This is a genomic window from uncultured Fluviicola sp. (assembly GCF_902168135.1).
GTDB lineage: Bacteria > Bacteroidota > Bacteroidia > Flavobacteriales_D > Crocinitomicaceae > Fluviicola.
Window position 1 is genome coordinate 101,291 of the sequence record NZ_CABHOL010000020.1, and the last position, 12,444, is coordinate 113,734.

General features: G+C 40.8%; 18 protein-coding genes. 9 read left to right on the forward strand and 9 right to left on the reverse strand.

Annotated features, from left to right (window positions below):
• Position 1: 1 nt before the first annotated feature.
• Positions 2–592, reverse strand: coding sequence for a GTP cyclohydrolase I FolE (gene folE / locus QZT69_RS07720; RefSeq protein ID WP_294672621.1), 591 nt, complete (start codon positions 590–592; stop codon positions 2–4).
• A gap of 99 nt (positions 593–691) precedes the next feature.
• On the reverse strand, positions 692–1,123 hold the full coding sequence (locus tag QZT69_RS07725; RefSeq protein WP_294672624.1) for a 6-carboxytetrahydropterin synthase: 432 nt from the start codon (positions 1,121–1,123) through the stop codon (positions 692–694).
• Positions 1,124–1,288: 165 nt separating this feature from the next.
• Here QZT69_RS07725 and rfaD point away from each other — a divergent pair, with 165 nt between their 5' ends.
• From rfaD to QZT69_RS07745, 4 genes are all read left to right on the forward strand, one after another.
• Positions 1,289–2,254, forward strand: a complete 966-nt coding sequence (gene rfaD / locus QZT69_RS07730) for an ADP-glyceromanno-heptose 6-epimerase (RefSeq protein WP_294672626.1) — start codon at positions 1,289–1,291, stop codon at positions 2,252–2,254.
• A 5-nt stretch (positions 2,255–2,259) separates the two neighbouring features.
• Positions 2,260–2,643: a VOC family protein gene (locus QZT69_RS07735; RefSeq protein WP_294672629.1), complete on the forward strand. Its 384-nt coding sequence runs from the start codon at positions 2,260–2,262 to the stop codon at positions 2,641–2,643.
• 143 nt (positions 2,644–2,786) lie between these two features.
• Positions 2,787–3,767, forward strand: coding sequence for a T9SS type A sorting domain-containing protein (locus QZT69_RS07740; protein ID WP_294672632.1), 981 nt, complete (start codon positions 2,787–2,789; stop codon positions 3,765–3,767).
• A 77-nt stretch (positions 3,768–3,844) separates the two neighbouring features.
• Positions 3,845–4,648 carry an energy transducer TonB gene (locus tag QZT69_RS07745; RefSeq protein WP_294672634.1) on the forward strand — a complete coding sequence of 268 codons (804 nt, stop codon included), beginning with the start codon at positions 3,845–3,847 and terminating at the stop codon, positions 4,646–4,648.
• 3 nt (positions 4,649–4,651) lie between these two features.
• On the opposite strand, the gene QZT69_RS07750 is transcribed toward QZT69_RS07745, so the two are convergent.
• Positions 4,652–5,086, reverse strand: coding sequence for a hypothetical protein (locus tag QZT69_RS07750; protein WP_294672637.1), 435 nt, complete (start codon positions 5,084–5,086; stop codon positions 4,652–4,654).
• A 220-nt stretch (positions 5,087–5,306) separates the two neighbouring features.
• Here QZT69_RS07750 and QZT69_RS07755 point away from each other — a divergent pair, with 220 nt between their 5' ends.
• From QZT69_RS07755 to QZT69_RS07770, 4 genes are all read left to right on the forward strand, one after another.
• Positions 5,307–7,049 carry a tetratricopeptide repeat protein gene (locus QZT69_RS07755; RefSeq protein WP_294672640.1) on the forward strand — a complete coding sequence of 581 codons (1,743 nt, stop codon included), beginning with the start codon at positions 5,307–5,309 and terminating at the stop codon, positions 7,047–7,049.
• Positions 7,046–7,780, forward strand: a complete 735-nt coding sequence (locus tag QZT69_RS07760) for a LytTR family transcriptional regulator DNA-binding domain-containing protein (RefSeq protein WP_294672643.1) — start codon at positions 7,046–7,048, stop codon at positions 7,778–7,780. The genes QZT69_RS07755 and QZT69_RS07760 overlap by 4 nt, the downstream gene beginning before the upstream one ends.
• Positions 7,781–7,852: 72 nt before the next feature.
• A complete protein-coding gene (locus tag QZT69_RS07765) occupies positions 7,853–8,308 on the forward strand; it encodes an SRPBCC family protein (protein WP_294672646.1) in 456 nt (151 codons plus the stop codon).
• 85 nt (positions 8,309–8,393) lie between these two features.
• Complete coding sequence (locus tag QZT69_RS07770) at positions 8,394–8,912, forward strand: SRPBCC family protein (protein WP_294672649.1); 519 nt, start codon at positions 8,394–8,396, stop codon at positions 8,910–8,912.
• Here the strand turns inward: QZT69_RS07770 and QZT69_RS07775 are convergent.
• Entirely contained in the window at positions 8,909–9,097 is a 189-nt protein-coding gene (locus tag QZT69_RS07775) for a hypothetical protein (RefSeq protein WP_294672652.1), read from the reverse strand. The genes QZT69_RS07770 and QZT69_RS07775 overlap by 4 nt on opposite strands.
• Positions 9,084–9,554, reverse strand: coding sequence for a peroxiredoxin (locus QZT69_RS07780; RefSeq protein ID WP_294672655.1), 471 nt, complete (start codon positions 9,552–9,554; stop codon positions 9,084–9,086). Before QZT69_RS07780 ends, QZT69_RS07775 begins: the two co-directional genes overlap by 14 nt.
• Before the next feature lie 409 nt (positions 9,555–9,963).
• Between QZT69_RS07780 and QZT69_RS07785 the strand changes: the two genes are divergently transcribed.
• Positions 9,964–10,464 (forward strand): hypothetical protein, encoded by a 501-nt coding sequence (locus QZT69_RS07785; protein ID WP_294672657.1) that lies wholly within the window; start codon positions 9,964–9,966, stop codon positions 10,462–10,464.
• A gap of 197 nt (positions 10,465–10,661) precedes the next feature.
• Here QZT69_RS07785 and rplI read toward each other — a convergent pair whose 3' ends face one another.
• The 4 genes from rplI to QZT69_RS07805 form a co-directional block, all read right to left on the reverse strand.
• Positions 10,662–11,108, reverse strand: a complete 447-nt coding sequence (rplI, locus tag QZT69_RS07790) for a 50S ribosomal protein L9 (protein WP_294672660.1) — start codon at positions 11,106–11,108, stop codon at positions 10,662–10,664.
• 31 nt (positions 11,109–11,139) lie between these two features.
• On the reverse strand, positions 11,140–11,403 hold the full coding sequence (gene rpsR, locus QZT69_RS07795; protein WP_013685774.1) for a 30S ribosomal protein S18: 264 nt from the start codon (positions 11,401–11,403) through the stop codon (positions 11,140–11,142).
• A 56-nt stretch (positions 11,404–11,459) separates the two neighbouring features.
• Positions 11,460–11,807 carry a 30S ribosomal protein S6 gene (gene rpsF / locus QZT69_RS07800; RefSeq protein ID WP_144333872.1) on the reverse strand — a complete coding sequence of 116 codons (348 nt, stop codon included), beginning with the start codon at positions 11,805–11,807 and terminating at the stop codon, positions 11,460–11,462.
• Positions 11,808–11,929: 122 nt separating this feature from the next.
• Positions 11,930–12,444, reverse strand: a 515-nt coding sequence (locus QZT69_RS07805) for a hypothetical protein (protein WP_294672669.1), incomplete at its 5' end; no start/stop codon positions are given.

A 12,444-nucleotide genomic window follows, 5' to 3' on the forward strand; every position in this document is an offset into this window, starting at 1 on the left:
ATTAATGTAATTTAGCCTGTACTAAGTTAATAAACTCTTTTCTCGTAGAGTCGTTGCTTAAGAATAATCCGGTAAATGCGCTGGAAGTCGTAACGGAGTTTTGTTTCTGCACACCGCGCATCTGCATACACATGTGCTGGCATTCCAAAACGACTGCAACCCCTTTTGGTTTCAGGGTTTCCTGGATACAATCACGGATTTCGATGGTTAAACGCTCCTGGACCTGCAATCTGCGGCTAAAAGCGTCAACTACACGGGGGATTTTGCTCAAACCTACAATTGTTCCGTTCGGAATGTATGCAATGTGTGCTTTCCCGAAGAATGGCAGCATGTGGTGCTCACACATGGAATAAACTTCGATGTCTTTAACGATCACCATTTCGGAATATTCTTCGTTGAATAAGGCACTCTTCAGGATTTCCTCCGGTTTGATATCGTATCCCTGGGTAAGGAATTGTAAAGCTTTTGCTACGCGTTCGGGAGTTTTCAATAGCCCTTCTCTTTCCGGGTTTTCACCTATTTGGGAAAGAATGGATTTGTAAATGGTTGAAATGTTTGCTGTCGTGTCGTCGTTGTAATGAAATTCGCTCATGCTCAATGTTTGTTTGCTAAAATGTTCAAATGTTCAAATGTTCAAATGTTCAAATGTTCAAATTGAACTGCTTAAACTTTTTGAACCCTTTGAACTTGTTTAATAAGGTTGTTTCCCGCCAAAATACTCTACGAAATTGTTTTCTGTTTCTACCAGTTTGATTTTGCAAAGCTCACCACCGGCTTCTTTGATCGGAGCATCAATGATCTTCCAGATCTCAATAGCCAGGTTTTCCGTGGAAGCCAGCTTTCCTTTTAAGAACGGAACATCCAGGTTCAGGTTTTTATGATCCAGTTCTTCGATAACCAGCTCTTTGATTATTACACTCAGCTCTTTCAAATTGATGACAAAACCTGTTTCGGGATTGGGCTCGCCCTTTACGGTTACGAATAATTCGAAATTGTGTCCGTGCCAGTTCTTATTGCTGCACTTACCGAAAACTTCTTCGTTTTTTTCATCGGACCATTCCTCGCGCCACAATTTGTGCGCTGCATTGAAATGTTCTCTACGGGTAATGTATACTGTTTCCAAGTCTTGAAAATATGAGTACAAAGGTAAAAGTTAAAAGTGAGAAGTCGAAAAGGAATTATCAATTATTAATTATCAAGATCGGATTTTCCTCTTGATAATTAAATCATTCATAATTGATCATTAAACTTGACGACTTTGAATTAACTTTGTACAAAATTGAGTCATATGATCGTCATTACAGGAGCCGCGGGATTTATCGGAAGCTGCATCGTTGGAACACTAAACAGCAAGGGAATCAATAATTTGATTTTGGTGGATGATTTTTCCAAAACGGAAAAAGCAGCCAACCTGGAAGGAAAGCTTTTTGTTGCGATGGTTCAGCGTGCTGATTTCGATCAATGGATGAAAGAGTTCGGGGATGAAGTCACTTGTATGCTGCATATCGGGGCGCGTACGGATACTACGGAATTCGACAAGGCGATCTTTGATGAGCTGAATGTTGAATATTCCAAAATGATCTGGAACCATTGTGTGAATTACCGGATTCCGCTTGTATATGCAAGTTCTGCAGCTACATACGGTTTGGGTGAACTGGGGTATGATGACGACGAATCGAAAATGCCGCTTTTACAGCCTTTGAATCCTTACGGCTGGTCGAAACAGTGGTTTGACATGTGGGCTCTGGAGCAGACAGAAACTCCGCCGCATTGGTACGGATTGAAGTTCTTCAATGTTTACGGCCCCAACGAATACCACAAGGCGCGTATGGCATCGGTGATCTTCCATACATTCAACCAGGTGAAAGAGCATGGTTCCATGAAACTGTTCCGCTCCCACAATCCGAATTACACAGATGGCGGTCAGATGCGCGATTTTGTTTATGTAAAAGATTTGGTTTCCGTAATCGAATTTTTGATGAAAGGAACAGCAAAATCGGGGATCTATAATTTAGGTTCCGGAAAAGCGCGTACTTTCCTTGATTTAGCTGAAAACACTTTCAAAGCCCTGGGAAAAGAACCGAATATTTCTTTCATTGATACTCCGGAAGATATCCGCGATAAGTACCAGTATTTCACGGAAGCCAATATGCAGAAATTAATTGATCAGGGATATGATATTCCGTTCCATACCCTGGAAGAAGGAATCGAAGATTACGTGAAGAATTACCTGATCGGAACGAAATACATTTAAACAGTGTGCTGAAGTCCGTTCACCATATCGCCATTATTTGTTCGGATTATCAAAAGTCGAAGGCATTTTATACGCAAATACTGGGATGTGAGATTCTTGCCGAGAATTACCGGGAAGAACGCAGCTCTTATAAATTGGATTTGATGCTGAATGGCGTTTACTGTATCGAACTGTTTTCTTTTCCGGATCCGCCAAAACGTGTTTCCCGCCCTGAAGCCAGTGGATTAAGGCATTTGGCTTTTTCGGTAGAGAATCTGGATGGTGCGATCGCTAAACTGGCCGGTAAAGGAGTTGTTTGTGAACCGGTAAGAATCGATGAATTTACTGGCAAACGCTTTACGTTTTTTGCAGATCCGGACGGCCTGCCGATTGAGCTGGTGGAACAATAATGTTCAGTAATCCTGGTGAAATTAAAAAAGCAAGTGGTTTGTTAAGGAAGAAACGTATTTACACGCTTTTAGCCTAAATGTAACTGTTTCAGTATGTCAGATGTTTGGCTGAATAACTAGCTTTGCACTGAAGAAAAATTACAATGAAACCGATATTAACACTTGCGTTATGCTGCGTCCTGCAGTGTACTTTCTATGCACAAACTATTTCCAACTGGAACTTTAATTCGGGAACAGCTTCCTGGGGATGTAATCCTGAAACAAATCCCGAATCCGTTTACGGTGGTTCTTCCGGGACAAATGTGGTTGCAGAAGTAGATGCTGTAGCTGGCCTTTGCCAGACCATTAACGGGTTTACAGTTGGTGCTCTGTACCGCGTTTCCTTTCTTTGTTCCCGAAGAACCAGCTGCGGTCCAACTGTTCAATCAATGAATGTAACAATTGGGGGCGTGACTAAAAGTATTTCCAGGAATGGTACTGCTTTTTCGATGGTCACTGAATTTGTAGATTTTGTGCCTACAGCCAACGTTCAGACACTTACTTTTACCGGAACAACTACTGAAACATGTAATCTGCTTGTTGACAATATTCAGATCTCACTTAGTTCGGGCCTTCCGGTGGAGCTCAGTTCCTTTACAGCAGGTTGTTCGGGAAATGGTGTGCTTTTAAAATGGACCACTGAAAGTGAAACACGCTCGGATTATTTTACCATGGAAGGTTCTGCTGATGGTACTACCTGGAGTGAACTAGGAAAAGTGGATGCACAGTTCAGTTCTCAAACCAGAACGAATTACGCTTATCAGGCTGACTACTCTGCAGATGGAATTAACTACTACCGTTTGCGTCTCACGGATATAGACGGGACTGAAGAAGTGTTGTCCGTTGTAAGTTTGATTTGTGAGAACAACCAGGTGTTGATTTACCCGAATCCCACGACAGGAATACTATATGTGAATGCTTCCGTGAATGAATTTGCAGGGGTTTTTGATTCCTCGGGAAGAAAAGTGACTGAGCATTTGAGTGTATTGAATGAAGATCGGTTCGAGGTAGATCTTTCCGGTTTTGCGGCGGGTGTTTATTATTTGCATGTCGGGGATGAAAAATACAAAGTGGTCAAGGAGTGATATTGGGGGATGATTCCAACTGTCAATTTTCTTGAGTTGACGCATAAAATAGTTAGTTTCGCAAAAAAATAATCACCATGAAATATGTTCTGACCGCCTTATTTATTCTTGTCAATGTTGTTCTTTTTGCGCAGCACAAGCGTGATACTATTTACATGAATGAAGATTGGGAGGTTACCAAAAGTCGTGATTCGGCTAAGTACTACAGGATCATTAAGGAGGATAAGAATCTCTATTTTGTAACGGATTACTTTCTGAAATCTGATTCGGTTCAGATGACAGGTGCATTTAAGGATTACGCACAGAAAGTAAAAGAAGGCGAATTTGTTTATTATAGTGAGCAAGGACTTGTAACGATTAGATCAAATCACAAAAACGGAAAGTTCCATGGAGTGTACAGCAAGTACTATCCAACAGGAGAGCTTTATTACACGGAAAACTATGAAAATGACATAGCACAGGAATTTATCGTGTATTATCCGAATGGTGCTGTTCGGCGTAAGGAAGTTTATTCGGCTGGAAAGGTAAAGTTTAAAGCCTGCTATTTGGAAAATGGGAAGAAGACCAAATATTTTCCTTATTCCATTCCTGCAAAAGCCAAAGGAGGCATGGAAGCGGTCAAAAAATACCTCAAAAGGAATATTTATTATCCCGATGACGCTGTTGATAAGAATATAGAAGGAAAAGTGTACATCAAGTTTATTATCTCGGTAACCGGTGATGTTAAAGACGTAAAAATCAGGAAATCTTCCGGAAACGATCTTTTAGACGAGGAAGCAGTGCGTGTGATCACGGAAATGCCAAAGTGGAGTCCTGCCCATCTTGACGGGAAACTTGTAGAAAGCACTTTTTCAATTCCAATTTCTTTCAAATTGGATTAATGACTATTCCGCCCGGAACAAAATCTCTACGTATATCATTTCCATTCCGATCATCGTTTCTTCGACCTGGTAGAAAGCAATGCTGGTTTGTTCTGAAATGGCTTCGTATTCCAATTCATCCGAAATCAAAGGTTGCTGCACTCGCTCCGAAGAGTTGATCTGCATACTGCCTAAGAATTGATAGGTTATGATGAACGACTGTTTCCCATTTTCCCGGATCAACTTTAAAAAAGTGTCCTTTTTGTAGTCAATACCCAGCCGGTTCAGCAGATCCTTGATCTCCGGGGTAAAAATCTCGTCGTAATATTTGAAAAAAGACCGGAATTCCTGCACATGGTACTCGGAATATCCACAAAGGGTATTCGAGTAGATTTTCCGGGTGATTTTACTCGGTACTTCGAACACCCAATGTTTGAACGCTATAGTTTCTGTAAGCATCATTTTAGATTACAGATTTGATTTGGTGATTAAATTGTTTTCGGACACTGAATGACAGAAAGCAGTTAAACGCAATTTGCCTTGGAAAATAAGGGGAATGGTTAATTGATTCTTCATATTCAGTTTGGGATGCGAAAATCGTAAACGCTTAAGTGGAACTCAAAAAAAAAGGGTGTTTACCGGATTTTTTCGAGTAAATGATGTTAAATTTGATGTAAAGATGACTCGGTTTTTCCTTCCCTTGATTTTTGCCTTTACGGCCTGCAGTATTTTTGCCCAAAAGAATATTGCCGGGATTGATTCGCTTAATTTCAAAGGGGAGGCACTCTATGCCAACGATATAGAACAATCAATTGCGATCAGTACAAAGGCATTGAAATTAGCGAAAGAAGCGGAGTATCAATCCGGCGAGGCTTTTGCTTATATGAACCTGGCTGTTGCCAATGATATTAAAGGAAATTCGGCTGTTGCAACTTCTTATTTTCACCAGGCAATCCGTTTGTTTGAATTGGAGAAAGACGAGGAGAACCTTTCTTATTGTTATTCCCAGCTCGGAGTGTGTTATTTTTCCCAGTACCAATATGAAAACGCCGATTTTTATTACCGAAAGGCCATTGAACTTTGTAAAAAGAACAATTTGGAGATTGATCTGGCTGATGTCCTGGTGAACCAGGGAATTACTTTTACTTACCAAAACAAACCGAAAGCTGCGGAAACAAATTTCCTGGAAGCCATTGAGATCTATAAAAGGAAGGATTACCCGGAAGGACTGGGAGCTGCTTATAATTCACTGGCGAAAATCTATTACGATGAGCGGGATCTTCACAAAGCGATTGCTTACTTCGAAAAATCTGCAGCGAATTTCAAAGAATACCGGAGCGACTTTAATTTGATTTCTTCCTACAACGGAACAGCGAATTGTTACATTGACTTAAAAGACTATCAAAAAGCTGAGGAATATGCGCTCAAGAGCCTCAAATTATCACAGCAGACCGGCGCCATGGAGCGGGAAGTGTTCGTACATGAGACTTTGTCTCGCATTTATTTTGCGCTGGGTGATTATAAAAAAGCTTACGAAAGCCTGAATGCATATACCGTGCTGAGTGATACTATTTTTACACAGGAGAAAAGTGATGCCCTGGCAGAAATGCAGGCACGTTTTGAGGTCAAGGAAATTAAATTGAAACAGCAGGCCGAACAGGAGAACCACCAATTGCAGCTGATCATACTGCTGGCGATCATTTTCATCGTTGTGGTGGTGTCAGCGTTGTTGTTTTTCCTCTTCCGGAATAAGAAACGGATCAATGCTTTGCTGGAACAAAAATACCTGATGACGCAGGCAAACCTGGAGCAAAAAGAATTCATGATGGCGGAGGTGCATCACCGCGTGAAGAACAATTTACAAATCATTTCAGCCATTCTGGACCTGCAGTCGCGGGAGTTGAAGGATCCTGAATCCATACAGCTCATAGATGCAAGTATGAACAGGATTAATGCCATTTCCATGATCCATCAGAAACTCTATCAATCCGAGAACATCAGAGCGGTACAGATCGGACCTTACCTGGCGGAATTGGTAAATGACCTGATTACGCATTTCAAGCGAGAAGTTAACAAGGAAATCTACCTGAATTCGGAGTGTGACAACCTGAACCTGGATATTGAAACCGCATTACCCATCGGTTTGATCGTTGCAGAGCTGGTCATGAATTCCTGCAAGTACGCATTCGATAAACAAGAGAATCCGCAAATCAGTCTTTCTCTGAAAATGCAGGATGAAAAGCTGGTGCTTATTGTTGCGGATAACGGAAACGGAAAGTCCAACATGAACGAGGGAACTCATTTCGGGGCAAAACTGATCCGGTCTATGGCACGGAAACTCAAGGCAGAATTCAGTGAGACCAGTAGTGAAAAAGGTTTAAGAACAGAATTAGTGATCACGAAATACAATCTATTGTCATGACAAAACCAAGGATTTTTATTGTGGAGGATGAACCGATCATTGCGGCCTTTTTGGAGCAGTGCCTGGTAGATGAGGGGTTTGAATGTTTGGGAGTGGCGGATAGTTTTGACCAGGCAAAACAGGAGTTATTGCATTTAAGGCCTGATCTGATCCTGCTCGACATTAACCTGGGTGATGGGCCTGACGGGATAGACCTTGCGCATTTTATGAATCAGCAGATCAACAAACCTTTCCTGTTCGTGACTTCCAATACGGATTCGCAAACACTGGAACGCGTGAAATTGACCAATCCCAGCGGATTTATCATGAAACCGTTCAAGAAACACGATTTGATCACTCAAATTGATTTGGCATGGCATGCTTACCAGGTCCGGTCTGTCAATACACAGGTAGATTTTACGAGTTCTGTTCTGGCCAGTACACACTTCTTCATCAAGGACAAACAAAAACTGGTGAAGCTGGCATACTCGGACATTACCTATGCGGAAGCATGCGATAATTATTCGATTTTGCATACGAAAGACTCAAAATTCGTGGTTAGCTACAGCTTAAAACACGTGGAAGCAAAACTTCCGGTACACGAGTTTCTGCGGGTGCATCGTTCTTACATGGTTAATATCAGCCAGATTTCACAGATTAACCCGAAATCACTGCTTTTGATCGACGGAAAAGAAATTCCGGTAAGCGAGGCGCATCGTTCCGAACTATTGAAACGGGTGAATTTATTTTAACAAGCAAACCCAATACGCTAATTTGGACGTATGTTTTATGCACGAATCACAAATGCATATTAAATTTAGGGCATGTATCAGCTTAAACGTAAACAGTTTGTAAAAACAGATCTCGAGACTTGTTGGAAATTCTTTTGTGCACCTGCTAATCTGCAGGTCATTACTCCGGATTACATGGGATTTAAAGTTCTGACCGAAGTTCCTGATGAAATGTATCACGGGTTGATTATCGGCTACAAAGTTTCTCCTGTTCTAAAGATCCCGATGAAGTGGGTTACTGAGATTACCTATGTCCGGGACAAAAGCTATTTTGTAGATGAACAACGGCAGGGACCATACAGGATGTGGCACCACGAACACCATTTCAAAGAAGTGGAAGGCGGAGTCGAAATGACGGATATCGTCAGCTATTCATTGCCATTCGGGGTTCTTGGGCGATTTGTTCATTGGCTCTTCGTGAAGAAGCAGCTCGAAAGCATCTTTGATTACAGGGTCCGGAAAGTGAATGCCCTTTTTCCGCCGGCTTAAACATACGGAATTGTTAAAGCGTGTGAATCTTTTTTGAAAGCAGGGCCGACTTTTTTACATTTAGTTGAACCCGAAATTCAACAGGATGTATCAGCTCAAAAGAACACAATTCATTCATGCGGACCTCCAAACCTGCTGGAATTATTTTTCCTCGCCGGCCAATCTGCGTGTGATTACACCGAATTACGTCGATTTCAAAGTGCACACAACCGTTCCTGAAAACCTGTATGAGGGATTGATCATTCGGTACACCATCCGCCCGATTTTAGGTGTTCCCCTGAGTTGGATCAGCGAGATCAAAACCATCCGGGAAGGTGATTATTTCATAGACGAACAGCGCAGAGGTCCCTACGGCATGTGGCACCACGAGCATCATTTCAAAGAAGTGGAAGGCGGGGTCGAAATGACCGATCTGATCGCTTATTGTATGCCTTTCGGTTTCATCGGCCGGTTTTTCCACTGGCTCTTCATCCGCAAACAGCTGGAAAGCATTTTCGATTACCGGTTCCGGAAAGTGGAGGAATTGTTTAATGCAAACGATTACGTAGAATCAGCGTTGAGTGAATCACTGGCTCCCAAAATTGCCCGGACGAGGAAATATTAATACTCCTTCTTCGAAACATCTGCTTTAGCAGGTTCAGGACATTGCTTTTTATCCAAGTCAGTGATGGTCTCGGTTCCGGGTTCTATTTGCGGCTCAGAGCAGGATGTCTCTTCCTCCCTTGCGCAGGAAGTGATCAACAAGCCAGTACCAACCAGGAGTGGAAGCAGGATATCAAGCTTCTTCATCAATAATGGATTTTACAGCGTTCATAGATTCTTCAATGTGTCCGGCAGCATTCGTCAGGGAATTGTAAATATTGCGGACAATCCTTTTTTTATCGACAATATACGTCACACGGCCCGGGATCAATCCGAATAGATTTCCGGGAACTCCGAATTGTTTGCGGACCTTTTTCTCCGTGTCGGCAAGCAAAGTAAACGTAAGGCGGTGTTTCGCTGCGAATTCCGCATGTTTTTTAGGGGAGTCACTGGAAATCCCGATGACTTCACATCCCAAATCCTTGAAATCCTCGTAACTATCGCGAAAAGAGCAAGCCTCCGCTGTACATCCCGGCGTATCATCCTTCGGATAGAAATAAATAACCAAAACCTGCTTGCCCAATACGTTTTTGATGTCGAAATCCGCGTTGTTCTGATCTTTGAGTATGAATTCCGGGCATTTGTCTCCTATTGCTATTGCCATGACTTTGTAATTGATTGATGGACAAAGATGCGAATCGCCCGCGGATTACGCAAATTGCGCAGATTTTTTGTGTAGTGAACTTTGGTGCCTGCGTCATCAGCGCGATCTTCTAGAGACAAAAAAAAGTAATCATGTTGCACAGATATGAGTAATTAATCTTTTTTTTTGTATACTTGTTGGAGTAAAATACAGTCACTTTCATTTAGCCGTAAGTGAAATTTAAAAATGAACGGGTTTAATAATTTGTTGAATGAGATCTTATTTGATTTTGTTTTTGGTATTCGTTGGTTCTATCAGTTCTGGTTGCGTCACGTACAATCTTTCTTCCGGCAAAAAGTATCGCAACTACTTTCCTGTCAAGGATATGCATGTCGTTTCTTCCAAGGAATTGGATAGTTGTAAATTCAGTATGGAAAGATTCATGAATCCCGATAATCCAGGAGTGGTTCAATTCATTCTTCCTGAGAATATTCATCAGATTGTTGAGAAGACACAGCAAGATTTGTTGTTGATTTTTAATTTTCCAAACTGTAGTGGGGCGGATAAAGAGGTTGAAATTGCCAAGTTTGCTGAGGAAAATAAGATTCCTTACCTATTGATTTCTGATACCTACAGTCCTCAAAGGATGAAAGACCTTTATCATAAGCATGATCTTAAGAATCGAAACTATTATATTCTTCCTACTAAGAAGAAAAAGGACAAGTTCTTATTAAAAAAAAGAAGCGAATTCATGAAAGAAGTAAGTCCCGATAATTATGCAATATACAAGGATGACTTGATTTTTGCTTCCCTTATGAAAGTTTCAGCGAACAAAACAGTTAAGGTAAATCCAATCATAGTTGGTGGATACAGGTATAAAGAGTTTTTAATCGATTGGATCAGGACAGAGTACGGAATTAAAACCGAATAGTCGAGTTAATAAGCAAAAGCACAAAGCCCGCAAAGAAACTTTAAAAATAATCGGAAGATTACTTCGTGTGCTTATCAATAAAGTGCATAGAATAAAAAACACCTCGTGCTCCTGGTGCGCTTCGTGGTCAAAATTTGAGAAACAAAAAATCCCGCTAATCAATGACTAACGGGATTTCAATATGAGGTCGGAAAAAATTATTCTCCTACAACTTCAAATTTGAATACAGGCTTCACACCTTTGTGTAAGTTCGCCTCAGCTTCGAACGTTCCAACTTCTTTAATTGGCTCGTCTTTAATTTTCAAAGCTTTACGGTCGATGTCAAATCCTGCAGCTTTCAATGCTTCAGACAATTGAACAGTGTTTACAGAACCGAAGATCTTACCGTTCTCACCCACTTTCGTGCTGATTTTCACAGTAACATCAGCCAATTTAGCTGCAATTGCTTCCGCTTCAGCAACGATTTTAGACTCTTTGTGAGAGCGTTGCTTCATCATATCCTCGTGCGCTTTTTTCGCAGAAGGAGTAGCCAAAGAAGCGTAACCCTGAGGGATCAGGAAGTTACGTCCGTAACCTGGCTTCACGGTTACAACTTCGTCCTTGTAACCTAATTTATCGATATTTTTCTTAAGAATTACTTCCATGATTTCTTGTCTTTAAAATTAAACGTTAAGACTATTTCAACATATCGCCAACGTAAGGCAAGATAGCCAGGTGACGAGCACGTTTGATAGCTTTATTAACTCTCTTCTGGTATTTAGCAGAAGTTCCGGTAATACGGCGAGGAAGAATTTTTCCTTGCTCGTTCACCAAACGCAACAAGAAAGTAGCGTCTTTGAAATCGATGAATTTAATCCCGCTTTTTTTGAAACGGCAGTATTTATCTTTTTTGATCTCGATGTTGATCGGAGTCAAATAGCGAATATCGTTTTGTGACATGTTCTTAAATTTTTAAGGTAAATAATTGCGCCTGCGCTGTAGCTTCTGCGTAAGCGTTAAGCTTCAACCGGAGCTCCGCTCATTTTCTTGCGACGTTTCTCAGCGTAAGCAACATGGTCCTTGTCCATTTTCACGGTTAAGAATCGCATGATGCGCTCGTCACGTTTCATAGCCAATTCCAACTCAGCGATTACTGAACCTTCAGCATCGAATTGGAACAAGAAATAGAAACCAGTTGATTTCTTTTGGATCGGGTAAGCCAATTTTTTTAGGCCCCAGCTCTCAGAATGCGTTAATTTACCACCCATGGCAGCCAAATCGCTTTCGTACTTTTGCACTGCTTCCTTTGCCTGGTCTTCAGACAAAACGGGAGTAAGAATGAAAACAGTTTCGTAAGAATTCATAATTAAACTTATTTGTTATTTATACTAAATTACCGCCAAGACACACTTAGCGGGGTGCAAAGGTAGGAATAAAATCTTAAAAAGAAAGAACACGTCCAAATAAATGACTGAAAATACTATGATTAGCTCATTAGTTCGTTGACTTTTGCCAAGGCGTCTTTGAAACTCATAGGAACTGATTTCGCAGAAATATAACTTTTAGCACAATGATTTATAATCGAGTTTATGTAGAATAACTCGTGGTCGTCCTTTTCCGATAGCGAATCTCTAATTTCATTCAAAATAATGGAAAGTTGCTGATAGTGTGTTTCATTTTTTGAAATATTGTACAGGTAAGAATAGAAAAACTCACTTAAGTAATGGAATCTAAATTTATCAGTCTGGGAATCTTTCTTATAAATGAAGTTGAAAAGATCTTTGATATAAAGAAGACTTTCATCTAAAACTATATTGTAGTTTTTGTAGTCGATTTGATTTATGGAACCAACCCATATGAAATGTTCATTTAAGTTTTCATTAAGAAATTTTATTGCAAAGGGATCATTCATAACAATCAATACCATTAATGCATTTTTTATAAAATCTTTCTGTTCGAGAGCTAAATACTCTTTTGCTTTTTGAATGCAAAGTCTGTCTC